The organism is Plantactinospora endophytica, assembly GCF_016862915.1.
Lineage (GTDB): Bacteria > Actinomycetota > Actinomycetes > Mycobacteriales > Micromonosporaceae > Plantactinospora > Plantactinospora endophytica.
Genome location: NZ_BONW01000016.1, coordinates 37,460 through 58,408 on the forward strand (window position 1 = coordinate 37,460; position 20,949 = coordinate 58,408).

16 protein-coding genes are annotated in these 20,949 nt (G+C 73.6%); 12 read left to right on the forward strand and 4 right to left on the reverse strand.

What is annotated here, in order from left to right; genetic code table 11:
* Positions 1–8: 8 nt before the first annotated feature.
* Positions 9–986, forward strand: coding sequence for a terpene synthase family protein (locus tag Pen02_RS16260; protein ID WP_203866897.1), 978 nt, complete (start codon positions 9–11; stop codon positions 984–986).
* Complete coding sequence (locus tag Pen02_RS16265; RefSeq protein WP_203866898.1) at positions 983–2,536, forward strand: prenyltransferase/squalene oxidase repeat-containing protein; 1,554 nt, start codon at positions 983–985, stop codon at positions 2,534–2,536. Before Pen02_RS16260 ends, Pen02_RS16265 begins: the two co-directional genes overlap by 4 nt.
* On the opposite strand, the gene Pen02_RS16270 is transcribed toward Pen02_RS16265, so the two are convergent.
* The gene (locus Pen02_RS16270; RefSeq protein WP_239140921.1) at positions 2,512–3,882 is read right to left on the reverse strand and encodes a cytochrome P450 family protein; all 1,371 of its coding nucleotides are present in this window, start codon (positions 3,880–3,882) and stop codon (positions 2,512–2,514) included. The genes Pen02_RS16265 and Pen02_RS16270 overlap by 25 nt on opposite strands.
* 36 nt (positions 3,883–3,918) lie before the next feature.
* Between Pen02_RS16270 and Pen02_RS16275 the strand changes: the two genes are divergently transcribed.
* The 3 genes from Pen02_RS16275 (at position 3,919) to Pen02_RS16285 (ending at position 7,685) form a co-directional block, all read left to right on the forward strand.
* A complete protein-coding gene (locus tag Pen02_RS16275) occupies positions 3,919–5,943 on the forward strand; it encodes a condensation domain-containing protein (RefSeq protein WP_203866900.1) in 2,025 nt (674 codons plus the stop codon).
* Between the two features lie 72 nt (positions 5,944–6,015).
* Positions 6,016–6,555, forward strand: a complete 540-nt coding sequence (locus tag Pen02_RS16280) for an RNA polymerase sigma factor (RefSeq protein WP_239140840.1) — start codon at positions 6,016–6,018, stop codon at positions 6,553–6,555.
* A complete protein-coding gene (locus Pen02_RS16285) occupies positions 6,552–7,685 on the forward strand; it encodes a hypothetical protein (protein ID WP_203866901.1) in 1,134 nt (377 codons plus the stop codon). Before Pen02_RS16280 ends, Pen02_RS16285 begins: the two co-directional genes overlap by 4 nt.
* 179 nt (positions 7,686–7,864) lie before the next feature.
* Here the strand turns inward: Pen02_RS16285 and Pen02_RS16290 are convergent, their stop codons facing one another.
* The gene (locus Pen02_RS16290; RefSeq protein WP_203866902.1) at positions 7,865–8,578 is read right to left on the reverse strand and encodes a hypothetical protein; all 714 of its coding nucleotides are present in this window, start codon (positions 8,576–8,578) and stop codon (positions 7,865–7,867) included.
* Positions 8,579–8,813: 235 nt separating this feature from the next.
* A complete protein-coding gene (locus tag Pen02_RS16295; RefSeq protein ID WP_203867280.1) occupies positions 8,814–9,734 on the reverse strand; it encodes an aminoglycoside phosphotransferase family protein in 921 nt (306 codons plus the stop codon).
* Between the two features lie 231 nt (positions 9,735–9,965).
* Here Pen02_RS16295 and Pen02_RS16300 point away from each other — a divergent pair, with 231 nt between their 5' ends.
* From Pen02_RS16300 to Pen02_RS16320, 5 genes are all read left to right on the forward strand, one after another.
* Complete coding sequence (locus Pen02_RS16300; protein ID WP_203866903.1) at positions 9,966–10,709, forward strand: class I SAM-dependent DNA methyltransferase; 744 nt, start codon at positions 9,966–9,968, stop codon at positions 10,707–10,709.
* 274 nt (positions 10,710–10,983) lie between these two features.
* Entirely contained in the window at positions 10,984–12,072 is a 1,089-nt protein-coding gene (locus Pen02_RS16305; RefSeq protein ID WP_203866904.1) for a toll/interleukin-1 receptor domain-containing protein, read from the forward strand.
* A 108-nt stretch (positions 12,073–12,180) separates the two neighbouring features.
* Positions 12,181–13,089: a hypothetical protein gene (locus tag Pen02_RS16310; protein ID WP_239140842.1), complete on the forward strand. Its 909-nt coding sequence runs from the start codon at positions 12,181–12,183 to the stop codon at positions 13,087–13,089.
* A 453-nt stretch (positions 13,090–13,542) separates the two neighbouring features.
* Complete coding sequence (locus tag Pen02_RS16315; protein WP_203866905.1) at positions 13,543–16,455, forward strand: helix-turn-helix transcriptional regulator; 2,913 nt, start codon at positions 13,543–13,545, stop codon at positions 16,453–16,455.
* A 25-nt stretch (positions 16,456–16,480) separates the two neighbouring features.
* Positions 16,481–17,461: a helix-turn-helix domain-containing protein gene (locus Pen02_RS16320; RefSeq protein WP_239140844.1), complete on the forward strand. Its 981-nt coding sequence runs from the start codon at positions 16,481–16,483 to the stop codon at positions 17,459–17,461.
* On the opposite strand, the gene Pen02_RS16325 is transcribed toward Pen02_RS16320, so the two are convergent.
* On the reverse strand, positions 17,437–18,345 hold the full coding sequence (locus tag Pen02_RS16325; RefSeq protein ID WP_203866906.1) for a MerR family transcriptional regulator: 909 nt from the start codon (positions 18,343–18,345) through the stop codon (positions 17,437–17,439). The genes Pen02_RS16320 and Pen02_RS16325 overlap by 25 nt on opposite strands.
* A gap of 258 nt (positions 18,346–18,603) precedes the next feature.
* Here Pen02_RS16325 and Pen02_RS16330 point away from each other — a divergent pair, with 258 nt between their 5' ends.
* Positions 18,604–18,777, forward strand: coding sequence for a hypothetical protein (locus Pen02_RS16330; RefSeq protein ID WP_203866907.1), 174 nt, complete (start codon positions 18,604–18,606; stop codon positions 18,775–18,777).
* 86 nt (positions 18,778–18,863) lie between these two features.
* Positions 18,864–20,630 carry a thiamine pyrophosphate-dependent enzyme gene (locus Pen02_RS16335; protein ID WP_203866908.1) on the forward strand — a complete coding sequence of 589 codons (1,767 nt, stop codon included), beginning with the start codon at positions 18,864–18,866 and terminating at the stop codon, positions 20,628–20,630.
* Positions 20,631–20,949 lie beyond the last annotated feature (319 nt).

The following is a 20,949-nucleotide window of genomic DNA, read 5'->3' on the forward strand; positions in this document are numbered from 1 at the left end:
GTCGGCCGATGAATCCCGTACCGACGCGTCCGGCCGCTCCCGACCCCGTCTCCGCCCCCGTTCCCGCGCCACCGCAGCCGCAGCCGTTGCCGATCGACGCGGCCGTGGACACCTGCGTCACCGCACTGCGCCTGATCGACCGGCTGGCGGACTGGACCGCCGCGAACGGGCCGCCGTTCCCCGCCGCACACGTCAACGTCTTCTGCCTGAGCACCGCGTTCGTCACGCCGTGGCTGGACGTCGACACGCTGCACCTGGCGACCCGGATCTGGAGCTGGATCACCGCACTGGACGACACCGTCGACAACCACCCGGGCGACCTCGCCGAACTCGACCCGATCCTGGCGAACTGCCGGGCGGCGGCCGGCGGGGCCCGCGTGGACGCCGCAGACCCGATCGCGGCGGCGCTGGCCGGGATCCGCGCCGACCTGGCCGACCGGTCGGGCTTCGCCACTGTCGAGCCGCTGTGGCGGGACACCGTGCACCGGCTGGTCGACGGGATGCGCTACGAGGCGGTGACCGGGCGGGCCCTCGCGACCGGCGCCGCACCCGCCGAGCCGGGCGAGTACCTGCGGCACGCCGTACACACCGTCGGGGTGCCGATGTACGTCACCGCGCTGTGGGCGGCGATGCCGCCGTTCGACGCCCCCGCCCTGCTGCCCGCGCTGCGGGACGCGGCGCTCGCCGTACGACTCGCCAACGACCTGCGCGGGCACGCCCGGGAGAGCGCCGAAGGCAACCTCGACGCCCTGCGGCTCGGGCTCACCACCGAGCAGGTCCGGGCCATGGTCGGCGACCTGCTGGCCCGCTGTCACGACCGGCTCGCCCCGCTGCTGGCCGCCGCCTTCCCGCCCGCCGTCGCGGTGCACCGGATGGCCGTCTGGGGCACCCGGATCTACCAGCACATCGACTTCCGCTCGCCGGGCGGGCGCGGGCCGGGAAAGGACGACTGGCAGTTTCTCGACTGGATCACGGGGGCGACATGACGTACGAGGAACCCGACCGGCTCGCCCACCGGGCGACCGTACTTGTCGACGGGCTCGGGGACGGGTCGATCCGGCCCATCGCCTACAGCACGTCGTTCGTGGCCCGGCTGCACCGACCGGACGGCAGTCCGCTGTTCCCCGGCGCGCTCGACTGGCTGCGCCGGCACCAGTGGCCGGACGGCTCGTGGGGCGGTGCCGTCCCGCAGCCGCCGGACCGGCTGGTCAGCACCCTGGCCGCGCTGCTGGCGCTGGCCGGCTCGGCCGAGGACTGGGCGCGGCAGGCGATCGAGTCGGCCACCGGGTACCTGTGGCGGCACGCCGCCGACTGGCGCGACGCCGGGTACGAGACGATCGCCTTCGAACTGGCCGTTCCGCACCTGCTCGCCGAGGCGCGGCGGGCGGGGCTGCGGCTGCCGTACGCCGAATTCGGCGACCTGGACCGGATGCGCGCCGACAAGCTCGACCGGATCCCGCCCGACGCGCTGCGCACCCGGCCGACCACGCTGCTGTACTCGCTGGAGGTGCTCGGCGACGTGTTCGCGCCGGGACTCGCCGGCAGGTTCCGCTCTGGGAACGGCTCGCTGGGCAACTCGCCGTCGGCCACCGCCGCCTACTGGGCCGCCACCGGAGACCCGGCCGCGCTGCGCTACCTGGAGCGGCTGGTCGACGCGAACCCCGACGGCGGGGTACCCGAGGTGTGGCCGGTGGCGACGTTCGAGACCGCCTGGGCGGTGTACCTGCTCAACCGCGCCAAGCTGCTGCCGGTGACCGCCGCCCGGCCGCATCTCGACCGGCTCCACCGGATTCTCGGTGACACCGGCCTGGCGGCGATCGACCCGAGCTTTCCGGTGCCCGACTCGGACGACACCGCGATGGTGTACAACGCGCTGCTCGACACCGGCTACCCGGTCGCCGGGCTCCTCGACCACCTGCTGGTCTTCGAGAGCGAAAGCTGCTTCCGCACCTTCCCGTACGAGCGGGTGGCGTCGGTCTCGGCCAACGCGCGGGTGTACGAGGCGTTCGCCCACCGACCGGACCGGTACCCCGGCCAGCTCGCGAAGATCCTCGACTACCTCCGGGGCGAGCGGCAGGACGGTGGTTGGTGGCGGGACAAGTGGCACGCCTCGGCGTACTACGCGACCGCGCAGGTGGTCTTCGCGCTGGCCGGACCCGCACACCGGTCGGGCTCAGCGGACGGCGTCGACGGGTGGCTGCCGCCGCCGGAGCCGCTGGCCGACACCTGGCGGTGGTTGGTCGGCGGCCAGCGCGCCGACGGTTCGTGGGGCGAGCCGGCCGGCACCGCCGAGGAGACCGCGTACGCCGTGCTCGCCCTGGACGCGCTCGACCACCGGCATCCGGTACCGCCGCAGGTCTTCGAACTGGCCGGGGCGTACCTGCGCGAGCACGTCGACGACGCCGATCCGCCCGAACTCTGGATCGGGAAGGGGCTCTACACCCCGGACGCGGTCGTCCGGGCGGCCGCGCTGGCGGCGTGCGCCGTCGCGGTACGGCGTACCGCCGCCGGTCACCTGGTCGGCTCGGCGGAGTGATCCGCGCCGTGGGGGTCCCCGGTCAGCAGCACCGGCAGGGCGGCGAGCCGGCGTACCGCCCCGGGCCGCCAGCGGATCTCGTCCGGCGGCACCGCCAGGGTGAGGTCGGGGAAGCGGTGCAGCAGGCCACCGAGCGCGATCTCCGCCTCCAGCCTGGCCAGCGGCGCGCCCAGACAGTAGTGGATGCCGTGCCCGAAGCTGAGGTGCGGGTTGTCGGCGCGGGTCAGGTCCAGCACGTCGGGGTGCGGGAAGCGTCCCGGATCGCGGTTGGCGGCCGGGGTACTGAGCAGTACCGGCTGTCCCTTCGGGATCGGCACCCCGGCGATCTCGACGTCCTCCGTGGTGTAGCGGACGACGCCGAGCACCACGGCACCGTCGACCCGGAGCAACTCCTCGACCGCACCCGGCACCAGCCCCGGGTCGCCCCGTACGGCGTCCCGCCGGCCCGGCTCTGCCAGCAGCCGCAGCGCACCGGTGGTGATCAGACCGGCGGTCGTCTCGTAGCCGGCCACCAGCAGCAGCACCCCGGTGGCCACCAACTCGTCGTCGGACAGCCCTCGGCCCGGCCCATCGGACGGCTCTCGTGCCGGCCCGTCGGACTGCCTTCGTGCCGGCCCGTCGACCAGCCCGGCGACGGGGCCGTCGAGCGGACCGGCGACCTGTCCGTCGACTGGCCCGCCGACCGGCCCGGCGGCCAGCGCGCTGAGCAGGTCGGAGCCGGGCACCCGGCGCTTCCGGGTCACCAGGTCGGCCAGGTAGCCGCGCAGGGCGCTCCGGGCGGTCAGCACCGCGGCCACCGCCGCCTCGTCCACCGGCGGGGCGAACAGCGCGTCGGACCAGCGGCGGAGCTGCTCACGGTCGGCGCGCGGCACGCCGAGCAGCTCGCCGATGACCCGCATGGAGAGCGGCAACGCGAAGTCCGCCAGCAGTTCGGCCCGGCCGCGCGGCGCGAGCCCGTCGAGCAGGTCGGCCACGAGCCGCTCGATCCGGGGGCGCAGCGCCGCGACCCGCCGGGCGGTGAACTCTTTCGAGACCAGCCGGCGCAGTCGGGTGTGGTCGGGCGGATCGGCGGTCAGCATGCTGCCGCCGAGGTGGTCGCCGTCGTCGACCTGCCCGGCGTTCGGCGATTCGGCCAGCAACACGTCGGCGGCGTACCGGGCCTCGCTGCTCAGGCGCCGGTCGCCGAACGCGGCGAGCACCTCGGGATATCCGGTGACCAGCCAGACGGCGGGCCCCGGACGCAGCCGCACCCGCTGGACCGGGCCGGCGGCGCGCAGCCGGCCCAGGATCTCGTGTGGACGCGCCGACCCGGCGAAGTCGGCCGGCAACTCGAACTCGTCCTCCATATCCAAACATATAAGCATATGAGGGAGTAGATCGCGATGGCGGCGATCCGGTCCGTGGAGATCACCTTCACCGGCGCCCGGGGCGGCACGGCACCGTTGACCTGGGGACAGCGCTCGGTCTGGCGCTGGGTCGAATGGCTCGGCCCGGACGAGACGAGCCTGAACCTCCCGTACGTGCTGCCGATCCCGACCACCGCCCGGCAGACGTCGACGGCATCGGCGCGGCCCGGGGAGGCGGCATCGGCCCGGTCAGGGGAGGCGGCGCCGGTCGGGCCGGAGCTGGCGGACGTGGCGGCTGCGCTCCGGGTGCTGGTCGAGCGGCACGAGTCGCTACGCACGGTCTTTCCGGACGGGCCGGACGGTCCCCAGCAGCACGTCGTGTGCGGCGGTCGGCTGACCGTGGCCGTCCGGAACGCCGGCACGAACCCGCCCGACGAGTTCACCGCCGACGTGGCGGGCGAACTCGCCGGCACGCCGTTCCGGCACGGCGGGGAACTACCGCTGCGCTGCGCGGTGGTCGTCGCCGCAGGACGGCCGTACGCGGTCGCGCTCGCCGTCTCGCACCTGGCCGCCGACTGGGCCGCCCTGCACGTCGTCGAGGCGGAGTGGACCCGGCTGCTGACCGGGGCGGAGCCGGGGCGTACCCCCGGATGGCAGCCCCTGGACCAGGCTGCCGCCGAGGCGGCCGGACCCGTCGCGGACCGGGGCGGCACGGCGCTGGCGTACTGGGAGGCCGGGCTGCGGGTCGCGCCACGGTCGCTGTTCGACGTGCCGACCCGTACCCCCGAACCCGACCGCTACCTGCGGCTCGGCATCGACTCGCCCGGCATCGCCGCCGCCGCCGAACTGCTGGCCGCGAGATGCCGGGTGAGTACGACGACGGTGCTCGCGGTCGCCTGCACCACCCTGCTGGCCACGCTGACCGGGCACGAGCGGGCAGCCGTGCGCCTGGTCTCGGCCAACCGGCGCGAGCCGCCGGTGCGGGACATGGTCGGCAAGCTCGCCCAGGACGCACTGCTGGTGCTGGACCTGACGACACCGACCACCCTCGCCGAACTCCTCCGGCACGGACACCAGCGGGCCCGGGCCGGCTACCGCAACGGCCAGTACGATCCGGCCGCGCTGGACCGGATCAAGAGCCGGATCCGGTACGAGCGCGGCGCCACCGTCGACCTGCTGGTCTTCTTCAACGACATCCGGATGGGACAGCCGTGGTCCGGGCTGCCCGCCCCGCCCGCCGCCGACGGCCGGGTCTTCGTCGACTTCAGCACCCCGAGGGCGCACGCGAAGGCGTTCTTCACCGTGGAGTACGCGCCGGACCGCTGCCTGCTCTACCTGCTCGCGGACACGGCGTACCTGTCCCGGGTCGCGGCGGCGAGCCTGCTGACCGGAGTGGAGACGCTACTCGTGCACGGCGTCGACGAGGACCTGCCGGTGCACCGGATCAGCGTGGTGACCGGGATCAGCCCGGTCCACCGTCCCGACGGCTGGATCCGGGTCGGGCCGGACTGGCTGAACCTCGACGCCGTCCGGGCGGTGCTGCGGACCGCCACCGGGGCCGAGGACGTCGCGGTGGCCGTCGAGCCGAGCACCGGCCCGGCCGGCCCGGCCAGCCCGGCCCGGCTCACCGGGTATCTGCCGGACCTGCTGAAACTGCCGGACGCGGCAGACCTGCCGGAGATGTCGAATCGGTCGGACGCGGCGGACCGGCCGGACCTGCTGAAGCTGTCGGACGCGGCGGACCGGCCGCACCTGCTGAAGCCGCCGGACGCGGCGGACCTGCCGGGCGTGCTGAAGCTGCCGAGCGTGTCGAATCCGCCGGAGGCGGGGGAGGTGCCAGGCTTGGGGGACGTCGACGTGCGGCGGGTACACGCGGCGGTGATGGCGGCGCTACGCGGCCGGACCGACGTACGGGCGCCGGACCACTACGTGATCTGCGCCGGGCCGCCCGAGGGTTATCCGCCGGGCGACGCGCCGGACCGGTGGCGGGCGCTGCCCCGGGTCGCCGAGGGCGACGGCCGGGCCACGACCGCGATACCCGACGCGGAGGACGGTCCCTGACATCCGGTACCCCGGGACGGTGCCCGATCGGCGGCACGGGAACATCGCGGGACGGTGCTGGCAAGAGAGGGTATGAAGACGCACATCGCCGACCGGGAGTCGGTCGACGCCGGCGACCTGGCCGGACTCTTCGACCGGTACGCCCGGGAGCTGTTGCGGTACTGCGCACGCCGGGTGGGCGACGACGTCGCGGAGGACGTGGTCGCCGAGACGTTCCTGCTCGCGTACGAGCGACGCGAGCGGTACGACCCGACCAGGGGTGCCCTGTTGCCCTGGCTGTACGGCATCGCCACCAACCTGTTGCGGCGGCACCTGCGCACCGAACTCCGGCTGCTGCGTACGGCCGTCCCGGCTGACCTGGTCAGCGAGGGTCCGGCACTGCGCAGCGCCGAACGGGTCGACGCCCAGCGATCCGTCGCCCGGCTCGCAGCCGTACTCGCCAAACTGCCCCGACGACAACGGGACGTGCTGATGCTCTACGCCGTCGCCGAACTGGAGTACGCCGAGATCGCCGCCGCGCTCGACATTCCGCTGGGCTCGGTCCAGTCGGCCCTGCACCGGGCCCGGACGAAGGTGCGCGCCGCCCTGCCCGCCGAAGGAGAGAACCGATGAGCCGAACCGATCCCGACCTGGTGGCCGTGCGTACCCTGCCGCCCGGACTGCCCGAGCCCGACGACGAGGCGGTCGCGCGTACCTGGCGGGCCGTCGTCAGCAAGCGTGCGGCGCGGCAGCGGCGGCCCTGGCGACCGCGCCTGGTCCTGCCGGTCACCGCCGCCGCCGTGGTGTGCGGCCTCGCCCTCGGCGCGGGCCTGCTGTTCGCCCCGTCGGACACCCGGGTGCCGGACGGTACGGCAACGCCGGCCGGCACAGTGCGGTACGACGGTCCGGTCGACGTCAGGGCCGCGCTCGACGAGTTGACCGCCCGCGCCGGCACGGTCGACCCGGTACGGATTCCCGACGGGCAGTTCATCTACGTGCACACCCGGACGGTGGCCGTGCCCCGGCTCGGCGACCCGGCGGGCAGCGGTACCGGTGAGCCCGGCCGGCCGACGGCGGGAATGGGACCGGGTGGACCCGCCAGCGGTGCGGGCACGACCCCGCCACCGGCGGCCGGCCGGTCGGACCCGTCCGCCGAGCCGCTGCCGACCGATCTCCAGATGTGGGTCGACCCGGCCGGCATGATCGTGCTCGACGCCCGCCGGAACGGGGTGCAGGTGCAGCTCGGGGGCGGCGAGACGGCGAGCGAGGCGATACAGCGGCTCTTCGCGGAGGGGCCGAGTCTGGGTCTGCCGACCGCGCAGTGGCTGGCCGAGCTGCCGACCGATCCCGCGCTGCTGCGTACCCAACTGCTGGCCGAAGTCGGCGAGCGGCGGGGCTCCCCGGACCGTTGGCTGGCCGAGGTGTTGGGCACCCTGCTCCGGACCGCCGACCCGGTGCTCACCCCGGCGGTACGGGTCGCGCTCTACCGGGTACTCGGCGGGCTTGACGGACTGAGCGCGGCCAGGGTCACCGTCGACGGCCGGGAGCAGTACGTGATCCGGCACACCGAGGGCGTCGACGTCACCGACCTGCTGTTCGATGCCGGTACCGGCCGGTCGGCAGGGCGGGCCACCGGTCGGCTGGACGGCGCGGGGGTCACCGGCTCCGGATCGGCGTCGACGTCGTCGGCCTATCCGTCCGGTCTGCGGAGCCAGGACCTGTGGTCCTGGGCGATCGTCCCGGAGCTGGGACGGACCCGTTGACGTGGCGAGTCCCGGCGACGCAGGCCAGACGATCCTCTGCGGTGGGGCGGACCCGTTGACCTGGCGAGTCCCGGCGACGCCGCCCAGACGATCCCGCGCGATGGAGCGGACGTTCGTCCCGACGCGTGGAAGCGTGAGACGAGTGGTCGGCGGCTGGCCGGGGCGACCGGCGGCACCGGTCAGGCGAGCAGTGCCGGTCTCATCTCCGCGCCCAGGTTGATCCCGTTGACCACCCGGTGGCTGCCGGAGTCGTAGACATCGATGGTGTTGTTGCGGCGCATGAGTTGCCGGGCCGGAGGCGGCAGCGGAGGTGGCTCGTCCATCGCCGCGCGGATCTTCGCGGCGCTGGAGATGAGCTGGTGGGCCAGGGCGGCGGCGTCGGTGTCCACCCGTACGCCGCCGTACTCCCAGCCGACGGCGGTGAGGTCGAGCACCTCGAACACGTGGGCCAGCAGCGGGTACGGGTCGGTCGCCTGGACGAGCCGGGGGGCGCGGGCGCCGACGACCGTGACGGCGGCGGCGACCTGCGCGTACGGGTGGAAGCCGCAGGGCAGCGCGAACAGCGGCCAACGCAGCTCCGAGCCGGCCGCCTCCCACAGTGGTCGGTAGTTCCGCCGGTTGACGCTGAGCCAGTGCCCCGTACGACGATGCAGGTCGACGGCTTGGGCGGAGAGTTCCCGATGCCCCTCGTCGGCCACCTCGCGGAGGATCCTGGCCGCCACGACCAGGCCGTCGTCGTCGTCCAGTAACCGGGCTGCCGCGTCGGCCTGGTCGGGAAACCGGGCCTGGACGCGAGCGCCGAACCGTTGCCGGAGGTCCTGGAGCAGTGCCTCCTGCCGGACCGGATCGTGTTGGACCTGCTTCCTACCCAGCAGAAGCCGGAACCACCGCATGTCGTCTCGTTTCAGCAGCCGCCTGGAGAACCCGGTCATGCTACAAGACGGCGGGCGGTGGCGACGTCAGCCGGCACCCCAGGGCACGGCTCGGCAGGCAGCCACGTTCGACCGGGCCCGACCATCCCGGCCCGGCAGGCAGCCACGTCCAGCCCGGGCCGACAGCCCGGCTCGGCAGACGGGCCGGTCCGCCCGGCAGCCCGGCCCGGCAGGTCGGGTCCACACTGCGGCTCGGCTACCGGCCGATGCCGCCCGTCCGCCCGGACAGGTGGTCGAGGACGAGGCGCTCCAGGCTGCGGCGTCCGAAAGCGGCCATCCCCGGGTTGCTCTCGACGTAGTACCAGACCACCCCCATGGACTGGACGAAGGCCCATGCCTTACCACGTTCCCATTCCTCGTCATCGCAGCCCAGCCGGTCCCGGAACACCTGCCTCGGTCCAGTGTCGAGCAGCTGCCACGCGGCGACGAGATCCAGGGCCGGGTCGGCCGGTCCGAACCCGCCGACGTCGATCACCCCGGCCAGCCGCCCGGCCGTCACCAGGACGTTCCCCGGGATCAGGTCGCCGTGGTTCATCACGTCCGTCGGGTCGGGTCGGGGAGTGATCCGCAGGGCTGCCCACATCCGCCGCAGCTCCGGCACGTCCAACAGTTCCTCGCTGCGGGAGAAACAGGTCTCCATCCAGCCGTCGTGCGAGGTCAGCGCGCCGCCCCGGCCGGAACCGCCGAACGTCCGGCCCCGGGTGTCGATCGCGCGTACCCCGGCGACGAAGTCGGCGAGGTCCTCGGCGAACGCCACCGATCCGCTCGGGTCCGCCTCGCTGGCGACCGTGCCGGGTATCCAGGTCTGGACCGACCAGGGCAGCGGATAGCCGTGGCCCGGCCGTCCCAGTGCGACCGGTTCGGGAGTCGGGAAACGGGTACGGCCGGCCAGCTCGCGGGCCGCCTCCGCCTCCGCTTCCAGCCACCGGAGCGTCCGGTCGACCTCGCCGGGCTCCAGCGGGAACCGGGCCCCCAGCCGGTCGCCGATCCGGAACAGCGCGTTGACGGTACCGTCCGACACCACGGCCCGGACCGGCAGCTCGGCCCACTCGGGAAACTGCTCGGCCACCAGCGCGCGTACGACGTCGACGGTCACGGTCAGCTCGTTGGGGTGCATCGCCACCCGGCGATCATCGCCGTCCCGCAATGGGCCGGCAGCCCAATTTCGGGCCGACGCCACCAGTCCGGTGCCGCTGCCGGCGGCACCGACCTGCGGATCCACGCACAGGGCGAACCGTCGGACAGTCAGTGCGGATCCGTTCCCGGATACGAGCGCTCGGCCGGGGCAGGTCGATTCGCGGGCATAAATCGGTGGACAGTGGAGATCTCCGGCAGCAACCTTGGCGGGATGCGACAGGAGGAGATCTGGGACGCCGAGGCCGCGCAGGGTTACGACAGTCCGGGCTCCGGCATGTTCGCCCCCGAGGTCCTGGGGCCCACCGTGGATCGCCTCGCCGAGCTGGCCGGTGCCGGGCCGGCGCTGGAGTTCGCCATCGGCACCGGTCGGGTGGCCGTGCCGTTGCGCCAGCGGGGAGTGCCGGTCACCGGCATCGAACTGTCCCGGCCGATGATCGACCAACTGCGTACGAAGGTCGACGAGGCGACCGTTCCGGTGGTCGTCGGCGACATGGCAACCGCCACCGCGCCCGGCGAGTACTCGCTCGTCTACCTCGTCTACAACACCATCTCCAACCTGCTCAGCCAGGCCGAGCAGGTCGCGTGCTTCCGTAACGCCGCCCGTCACCTGATCCCCGGCGGCCGGTTCGTCATCGAACTCTGGGTGCCCGAACTGCGCAAGCTCCCGCCCGGCCAGCAGGCGGTGGTCTTCCAGTCCAAGCCCGGTTACGTCGGTCTGGACACCTACGACGTGCTGCGGCAGCAGGTGGTGTCGCATCACTTCCGCTTCGGCGACGGCCGGCAGGCGCGGGTGTTCCGCAGCCCGCACCGCTACATCTGGCCGGCCGAACTGGACCTGATGGCGCAGTTGGCCGGATTCGAGCTGGAGAGCCGGCACGCGGACTGGACCGGGGCCGAGTTCACCGCAGACTCGCGATCACACGTCTCCGTCTACCGTCTCCCGTCGGGCCGCTGACCCTGGGCGAACTCGCCGAGTAGCCCCGGTCGTCCGGCGCCACCGGGCCGGCCCGGCGAACCCGCCCTCCACCGGGCGGCCGACGCGTCCGCTGCCGCACCCAGATCATCGGCGGCACCGGGATGACCATCGGGACGAGGTCACCGGCGGCGACGTGGTCCCCGGACCGGCGCACCTCGTGTCCGTGGTTCGCATCGACGGACGCCGTGCGGCCTGCTTGGATGGGGCGTCGATGCGATCCCGATCGGTGCGGGCCGAGGAGAGGGAGCAGGGAATGACCCAAGAGGACCGGTGGGACTTCTTCATCGCGTACGCCGCTGCGGACCGCACCGCCGCCGAAGAGCTGTACGACCTGCTCACTCCGCCCTTCCGGGTGTTCCTCGACCACCGGAGCCTGCTGCCCGGCGACGACTGGGACAGCCGGCTGCCCGCCGCGCAGCGCCAGGCGGCGATCACCCTGGTACTGATCTCCGCCAGCAGCGAGCGCGCCTACTACCAGCGGGAGGAGGTGGCCCGGGCCGTCGAGCTGTCCCGGCGGGAGGACGGCCTGCACCGGGTCGTGCCGGTACTGCTGGACGAGTCGGCCGGTGCCGACGAACTGCCGTACGGACTGCGGCTCAAGCAGGCCATCCCGGTCACCGCCGGAGGTGGACTCGGGCAGGTCGCCGAGCGGCTCCGGAGCACGCTGCGGCACCGCCTGGCCCTGCCCCCCGACGAGTTGCTGCGGCGGTACGAGGACCGGACGGTCGTCGAGCGGGCCGTCCGGCTGGTACCCCGGGACGGGTTCGATCCGACCGGCCAACTCGGACTGCCCAGCCGCAAGTACGTCTTCGTCGGCGACCACGAGGAGCAGCGGCACCGTACGCTGCGGCAGGTCCTCTCCAACCTCTGGATCGGGGACGCCTTCGAGCAGGTCGACAACTCCAACTGCCCCTGGCTGGCCCTCACCTTCGACCTCGGTGAACTCAACCGGCGCAAGATGGACCTGCTGCCGGCGACCTGGAAGGCCGCGTTCCGGATCCTCTCCGACCCGACCCGGGCGGCCTGCTTCGAGGCGACCGACGAGGAACGTGCGCTGCTCGGCCGGCCGCCCCGCAACTACTACTCGGACGACCAGCAGGCGTGGTATTCGAGCTGCACCACCCGGGAGCGCAGGTACACCCCGTGGGGCACCGACTACTTCATCCGGGAGGTGCTCGGGATCAGTTGGCTGTGTTTCACCGGTACCGGCATCACCCAGGGCGCCCGGCAGTCGAGCGGGCTGCCGTCGCGGGTCTTCTTCGTCCGGAACCTGCCCCTGCACAGCATCGACTACCAGGTCCAGGACCTGGGCGTACCCGACGACGACATCGTGCTCGACTAGCGGCCGTCTCGCCGAGATCCACGAGAAAGGCCCCTAAACGCCGCCGATGCGGGATTGGAGCCCTGCCGCGGGGGTACCCGGCGGTTCTCCTACCACGGGGGGTGGCAGATGTCGGAGCGGCATACCGTACTGCGTTCGATGCACGATCTCGGCCTGGCTGCCTGGTTCGGCGGCTCCCTGATGGGGGCGGTCGGGGTCAACGGCGCGGCGGCGAAGGTGAGCGACTCGAGGCAGCGGCTCGGGGTGGCCTCGGCCGGCTGGGCGCGCTGGACTCCGGTGAACGCGGCGGCGATCGGTACGCACGTGGCCGGCGCCGCCGGTGAACTGATCACCGAGAGTCCCCGGATGCTGGTGCAGTCCGGAGTCGGAAAAATGAGTGCCGTCAAGACCGGACTGACGGTGGCGGCGCTCGCGGTGACCGGCTACAGCCGGCTGCTCGGCATGCAGTTGCAGAAGAGCAGCGAGGCGCCGGTGGTGGCGACGACGGCACCGGAGAACGGGACGCCTCGGGACGTCGCGGCACGGCAGCGACAGTTACGGGTGTTGCAGTGGGTGATCCCGGCCCTGACCGGCGGGTTGATCGTGGTCACCGCGCTCGCCGGCGAGCAGCAGAAACCCGGCCAGGTGTACCGGGGTGTGCTGGCCCGGATGAGCGGGATCGGGCGGCGGAGCAGGGGACTCCAGCAGATGACCGCCGGAGGCATGGCCGCAAGGCGTATCCGGGGCATGGCCGGCAAGGGCATGGGCGGGATGGCCGGCAAGGGCATGGGCGGGATGGCCGGCAAGGGCATGGGCGGGATGGCCGGCAAGGCTATGCACGGGATGGCCGGCAAGGGCATGGGCGGGATGGTCGGCAGGGGCATGAGCGGCATGACCGGTAGGGGCATGAACGGGATGGCCGGCAAGGGCCGGAGCGGGATGACCGGCGAGGGCGTGCGGGCGGTGCTGACCCGCGCGACGTCGGGGATGGCCGGGATGCGGGTGGCCCGGATGGCGGTGGCGAAGCTGCGCCACTGACGGTCCGTCGAGGCGGCGGCCACGGCACCGGTACCTCCGCCGTGGCCGCCGGACGGCGTCCGCGCAACCCCGTTCCGGTACGCCGAGCGCGGCACCACCGTGGCGGATGGTCCTGCCTGCGGGACCGACGTTCCTACCTGCGGGACCGACCTGTCCCGTACTCCGGGAGGAACCGGGGCCGTACGGGCCGCCGGGGAGGGCGGGATCCGGAATTCCGCCCGCCTCCGGACGCGGCGTCGACCCCACCCGACCACGCCCGCCGAGCGCCGTCGGTCAGCCGTCTCCACCAGCACGAACGAGACCCAAGATCCCCAACGGCCGGGGAGACGGCGACGGCGACGGCATAAATTCTCGGCCCTGCGGTGTCAATGGACTGATGACTGCTGATTGTCTAACCCGATCGGTCTGGTATGGATAACGGTCGACACGGTTACCTCGGACCAGGATTGCCACATGTCCTGGAGGTCGCGGGTGCCGGTCGCATCACCGTCGGAGCCGAGTGCCGTACCGAAGCCGGGGGTGCCGGGCGTCGCCGCCCTGGTCGGTCGGGACGTCGAGGTGACCCGGATGGGCGCGCTGCTCGACGAGGACGAGGCACGGCCCCGTTTCCTGGTCCTGCACGGTGAACCGGGCATCGGCAAGAGCCGGCTCGTCGCCGAGTTGGCGACGGTGGCCGGCGGCCGGGGCCGGACCGTGCTGCTCGGCCGGGCGACCGAGTTCGAGCGCTCCCTCCCGTACGGCGTGCTGCTGGACGCGCTGGCCGACGTACCCGATCATCGGGCCGACCTGCACGCGCTGCTCGACGACCTGGTGACCCGCGACCCGGGCGGCCCGGGGCCGGACACCGCCGCCGTCGAGCGGCACCAGCGGCACCGGCGGCTGCGCAGCCTGGTCACCGCCGCCGCCGGGCCGGCCGGGGCACTGCTGGTCTTCGACGACGTGCAGTGGGCCGACGACGCCTCCGTCGAGTTCCTCGGCTACCTGCTGCGGCATCCGCCGGACACCCGGATGACCGTGGTGCTGGCGTTCCGGTCCGAACAGTGCCCACCGAGGCTGGCCGAGGAACTCGCCCACCTGGCACCGTCGCCGACCTGGCTGCGGCTCGGCCCGCTGACCGGCCCCGACGTCGACCAGTTGCTGCCGGCGCAGCCGGCGTCCCGGCGCCGGCTGCTGCACCAGGTCAGCGGCGGCAACCCGCTCTACCTGGAACTGCTCGCCGGCACCTCGACGCAGGTCCTCGGCGCGCTGCGTCGGGGCGACTTCCCGGACGAGCCGGTGACCACGGCGCTGCACGGCGCGATGGCGAACGAGATCCGGGGACTGAACCCGACCGAGCGGCTCGTGCTCCAGGCCACCGCCGTGGTCGGACCCGGGCTCGACATCGGCACCGTGGCCGCGGCGGCCGGGCTCGACCTGCCCCGGACCGCCGCCGCGCTCGACGGGCTGGTCGCCCGGAACCTGCTCCGCCAGGCCGGCGCGGAACTGGACTTCCGGCACTCGCTGGTCCGGGCGGTGGCGTACTGGCTGGCCGGCCCGGCCTGGCGGCTCGCCGCGCACCGCCGGGCCGCGTCCCATCTGGAACGCGGCGGCGCCCCGCTCACCCTGCGGGCCCACCACCTGGCCAAAGCGATCCGGCCGGGTGACGAGGCCGCTGCCGGAGTGCTGGCCACGGCCGCGATGACCACCCTGGGTACGGCGCCGAGCACCAGTGCCGCCTGGCTACGCGTCGCGCTGTCGGCGCTGCCGGACGACCCGGGCCGGACGGACCGCCGGGCCGAACTGCGCCTGCTGTTCGCCAAGGCGCTCGGGGTGACCGGCCGGTTCGACGAGGCGCGGATCGTACTGCACGAGCTGGTCACGGTGCCCGGCCCGCACCGGCACGCGGCGGTCGAACAACTCGCCGTGCTGGAGCGACTGGCCGGCCGGCTGGACGTCGCCAGCGCGCTGCTCACCACCGAACTGGAACGGCTCGACACCACCGGTGCGCCGCAGACGATGCTCCGGCTGGAACTCGCCGTCACGGAGATGCTGGCCGGTCGCTGGCGGGCCGGCGCCAGGCACGCCGGCAAGACCATGGACCGGGCCCGGCAGGGCGGGCACCGGGGGATCGAGGCGGCGGCGAGCAGCGTACTCGCCGCCTGCGCAGTGGCCCGGGAGCCGCTGTCCACCGCCCGGCTCCGGGTGTCGTACGCCAGCCGGCTGATCGACGCCCTCGGCGACGTCGCGCTCCGGGACGAGTTGGGCGCGATCGCGCTGCTCGCCTGGCTCGAGGCGATGCTGGACCGGGTCGACGACGGGCTCGCCCACGCGGAGCGGGGCATCGAGGTGGGGCTACGGTACGGGCGGATCCACGTGCACCCGCTGCTCTACGCGGCCCGGTCCGTCCTGTACGGCACCGTCGGTCGGGTCGACGACGCGCTGCGGGACGCCGAGGAGGCCGAGGAGATCGCCCGCTGGCAGGGCGGTGGCGAGGCGGCGACGCTGGCGGCGGCCGTCCGGCTCCGCCCGCTGCTCTGGCTCGCCGGCCCGGACGCGGTACGCCCGGCCCTGGACCGGTTGCGCGGCAGTGCCCCACCACGATCCATGCTGTCCCGGGCGGTGGTGCGGATGCACCTGGCCGAGGCGAGTTCCGCGGTCGGCGACGACGCCGGCTGCCAGGAGTTGCTGGCCGACGCGGAGACGTACCGCTGTCTCGGGCCGGCCGAGGCGAACGTCCTCGCCCTGCGGGCCCTCGCCTGCGCCGACCCCGTCCGGCCGGATCCGGCGAACGGGATACCGCCGCAGGTCCGGCGGTGGCTGACCCGGGCTGCCGGCACCGCCGGTGACCTGCCGGGGCGGCTCGGGTTGGTCGCGGTGGCCGGCGCGACGCTGAGCCTGGCCTACGGCACCCCGGGCGACGCCGTCGCCGCGCTGACTCCGGTCGTCGGCCAACTCGCCGCGGCCGGCATGCCGGTGGCCGAGGGGCGGGCCCGGCTGGTGCTCGCGGAGGCACGGGTGGCGACCGGCGATCCGCAGTCGGCCCGGGAGCAGCTCGGCCGGGCCAAGCAGCTCTTCGCGGAGTGCGGCGCGCGCTGGCTGGCCGGGCAGGCGGACCGCGCGCAGCGCCGGCTGGCCGCCCGGCTGTCCCGGCGTACCGCACCGGCGGACCGGCCCGGGGCGGTACCGGACGAGGGGCATCCGCTGGCGCTGCTGACCGCCCGGGAGCGGGAGGTCGCCGAGCTGACGGTCACCGGCGCCACCTCCCGGGTGATCGCCCGGCAGCTCCAGATCAGCCCCCGGACGGTCGACGCGCACCTGATGCGGATCTACCGGAAGCTCGGCGTCACCTCGCGTACCGCGCTGGTCAGCCTGTTGGCCAGGGGGTGACGGACAGTCTTGTACGTTTCCTGACATGGCAGCCCAGCGGCCCGGTACGACGATCAGCGCCTGGCGACCGCCGGTCCCGGGGATCGCCGAGGTCTTCCACGCGCACTTCACCGAGCACGCCTATCCGGCGCACACCCACGACACCTGGGATCTGATGATCCTCGACGGCGGTTCGGTCGACTTCGCGCTCGACCGGCACCGGCACGGCATCACCGCCGGCAGTACCGTGCTGCTGCTTCCGCCCGGGGTCACCCACGACGGCCGGACCGTCACCCCGGCCGGCTTCCGCAAGCGGGTGCTCTATCTCGACACGACGGTGCTGCCGGAGCGACTGGTCGGCAGCGCGGTGGACGGTCCGGTACTCGACGACGGGCTGCTCCGGCGCCGGATCCACCAGTTGCACACCTCGCTCGGGCACCCGGGCGACGGGTTCGAGGCCGAGTCCCGGCTGGCCCTGATCCGGGAACGGCTGCGCGGGCACCTGGACACGCTCGCGCCCGCCCCGCCCGCGAGCCGGTCGAATCGGCTGGCCGGCCGGCTGCGGGAGCTGCTGGATGCCAGGATCTCGGTCGGGATGTCCCTGCGGGAGGCCGCCGTACTGCTGGACGCCCATCCCAGCCACCTGATCCGGTCCTTCACCCGGACCTACGGCCTGCCGCCGCACGCGTACCTGACCGGCCGGCGCGTCGATCGGGCCCGCCGGCTGCTGCTGGCCGGTGAGCGGCCGGCCAGCGTCGCCGTGGCGGTCGGCTTCCACGACCAGGCGCACCTGCACCGGCATTTCGTCCGGCACCTCGGCACCACACCGGCCCGCTACGCGCGCCCGGACGGCCGGACCGCCGGAGGGTCGGCCGCCCCGCCGGCCGACGCGGCACATCGGGCCGGCCCCGATCCCGGCCTCGATTCCGGCCCCGTTCCCGGCCTCGATTCCAGCCCCGGCCCCGGACCGAGCCCCGTTCCCAGCCCCGGTCCCGGTCCCGGTCAACGGCCGCCGATCGTGACCTGACCGCCGGTGCGGAGGCTACTGGTGTCGCGGCTGCTGGTGCCGAGGCCGCCGGTGGGGGCCGGGCCGGTCGTGGCGGGGGTGGTGGGGGTCGAACCGGTGGTCGACGGGCCGACCGCCCCGGCGGTGCCGCCGGTGGGGAACGAGCCAGTGGGGAACGAGCCGGTGGTCGAGGGACTTCCCGGACCGGTGGTGACGCCGATGACGGCTGCCGCGCAGGAGTTCTCCGCCGCCACCCGGAACGCCTCGCTGAGCAGCCGGACCAGGCCCTGGGTCAACACCGCCGTCTCGTGGTCGATCTGCTGCCAGGAGGGGACCGGTGCGCCGGCCCGGTGCGGCTGGGCCAGCCGGTTGCCGGCGGCCGGCACCAGTTCGTCGGTGACCGGTCGGAGCCGTTCGAGTACGTCGCCCAGCAGGCGCAGGGCGGTCAGCACGGGTACTCCGGCGGAGTGCAGGTCGAGCGCCGGTTGCACGGCCCGGGGGCGGACGGCGGTCACCGAGCCGTCGTCGGCGCGTACCAGCACGCCGTGCCGGACCAGGCTGTGCAGCAGGGTCGGGTGCTCGTTGGCCAGCCGGTTCAGCGCTGCCGTCAGCGGTTCGGCGGGCGGGGGCGCCGGGCGGCGTACCCCGAGCATGGCCTCGATGGCGACCAGGTTGAAGCCCTGCCGTTGCAACGACTTGATGCTCTCCAACCGGCGGACGTGGCTGGCGCTGTAGTAGGCGGTCCGGCCGTATCTGGCCGGTGGCGCGAGCAGCCCGCGGGCCTGGTGCGCCCGGATGTTGCGCGGCGACATCCCGACCAGCCGGGCCAGGGCGTCGATGGTGTGCCGCGGGGCCGTCGGTGACGAGCCGACACGGTCGCCGAGCTGGGGAACGGTCACCGTCACGGCCTCTCCTCACATCCTTGGGCCATTCGAACCTACCGATGCGACCGGGCGCGGGGGTATTGGTGAAATTACTGCCGTCGTCCGGGGTGGATGTGCGATGCGCAAGATCGTTCTGTCGCCCCTCCTTCCGCTGACCGGCCCAAGCTTTCGCTGTTTGATGACGATCCTTCGGATTCGCCGGAATAATCGGGTTGTCGCGGCCCGGCAGCTCCGGGCCGACGACTCCTGAACCGGCGGTCACGTCGAAGGGAACGGGCCATGTCGCACGGGCGGATCGGCGACGCGGTGACCGGCGCGGCCGGTGCCGCCGCCGGCACCGTCGTCGACCCGAAGCGGGGCGTACGGGCGCTGCGCGGCCAGTTGACCGTGCCGGCCCTGGTCGCGTTCGGCGTGCTGCTGGGCTACCTGCTCGGCCGCCGACTGCACCACTGAGTTCCACAGCACCACTGGTCGCGGGGGAGCCGGAGCGGCGGGCTCACCGGGGGATCGGGACGGCGGGGTTCACGAGGGGATCGGCGATGCGGGAGATAGTCGGCGAAGCGCTCGCCGCCCGGCTCTGCGAGTGGGGCGTCGACACCGTTTTCGGCCTGCCCGGCGACGGCATCAACGGGCTGATGGAGGGGTTCCGCCGGTGCGCCGACCGACTCCGGTTCGTGCTGGTGCACCACGAGGAGGCGGCGGCCTTCATGGCCACCGGTTACGCCAAGTCGACCGGCCGGCTGGGGGTCTGCGTCGCCACCTCCGGCCCCGGCGCCATCCACCTGCTCAACGGCCTCTACGACGCGAAGCTCGACCACGTGCCGGTACTGGCGATCACCGGCATGCAGGAGACCTCGGTACTCGGCTCGTACTACCAGCAGGAGGTGCACACCCCGCAGTTGTACGAGAACGTCGCCGGCTACAACCTGATGGTGACGAACCCGGGGCAGATGCCGGGCGTCGTCGACATCGCCGTCCGGAGCGCCCTGGCCAACGGGACCGTGGCACACCTGAGCTTCCCCAACGACATCTCGGTCGCCGAGACCGGCAGTTCTCCGTACCGGCACGTCAGTCCGGGGACCCCGCCGGCGAGCAGCCCGGTGCTGTCGCACCCGCCGGTGCCGGCGGCGCAGGACGACCTCGACCGGGCCGCCCGGGTGCTCGCCGAGAGCGGGAAGATCGCGATGCTGGTCGGGATCGGCGCCCGGAACGCCCGGGACGAGGTGCTGGCCGTCGCCGACCGCCTCGCCGCGCCGATCGTCAAGACACTGCCCGGCAAGCACGTGGTGCCGGACGAGCACCCGCTGACCACCGGTGGTCTCGGGCTGCTCGGCACCCGGCCCAGCGAGGAACTGATGGAGGAGTGCGACACCCTGCTGATGGTCGGCACCTGCTTCCCCTACGGCAGCTACCTGCCGGCGCCGGGGCGGGTCCGGGTGGTGCAGGTCGACCGGGACGCCAGCCGGATCGGCGTTCGGCTGCCGGTGGAGGTGGCGCTGGCCGCCGACGCCGCGACCGCGCTGCGCCAGTTGCTGCCGCTGCTGGACCGGGCCGCCGACCGGTCGTTCCTGGAGAAGTACCAGCGTGCCGGCGCGGACTGGCGGGCCGAGATGGCGGCGCTGCGGGATCCGGCGCGGCGGCCGGTCGCACCGCAGTACTTCATCGGGTGCGTCGACGAACTCGCCGCCGACGACGCCATCCTGACCTGCGACTCGGGCACCATCGCCACCTGGTCGGCGCGGCAGTGGACGATCCGGGGCGGCCGGGAGTACTACCTCTCCGGCAACCTGGCGACGATGGCCTGCGGGCTGCCGTACGCGATCGCGATGCAGCTCGCCCACCCCGGCCGGCAGGTGATCGCGTACGTCGGGGACGGCGGTTTCGCGATGCTGATGGCCGAGTTCCTCACCGCCGTCCGACACGACCTGCCGATCAAGGTGATGGTGAACAACAACAACTCGTACGGGCAGATCCTCTGGGAACAGATCCTGCTCGGCTATCCCGAGTACGCCGTCCGGCACCGGGAGCCGGAGCCCGACTTCTCCGCGTGGGCCCGCAGTTGCGGCGGGTACGGCGTGAAGGTGACCGAGCCGGGCCAGGTGTCGGACGCGGTCCGGGCGGCGCTGGCACACCCGGGCCCGGCGTTGGTCGACTGCACCGTCAACCCGAACGAGCCGCCGATGCCCGGCCGAATCCGCTACGAGCAGGCGAAGGAGTTCACCGAGGCGTTCCTGCGTGGGCAGCCGCACCGGATGGCCACCCTGGCCACGGTCGCCCGGGACAAGATCCGGCAACTCCGGTCGTGAGCGGGTCACGAACGAGGACCGTGGACCGCTCTTCCGACGCGACCCCTCGCACCGGTGTTCCGGGTACCGCCGCCGGTCCCGGGGTCCGGGTCGCTGTCGCGGGTCAGTCGCCGACCCGGACTACCCAGGTGACGGCGGTCGACACCGGGCCTCCCGCCCGCGCTCCCTCGGCCGGCGCCGGGCGAGCCGGATGGTACGGGCACGGTGTGCGTGTCCAACGGTGTCCAACCCGGTCCAGGTTCGGGGCAGCACCGTCCCGCCGGCCGGCCGGCAGTCGGAGTCGGAGTCGGAGTCGGAGTCGGAGTCCAGGACTGTGTCC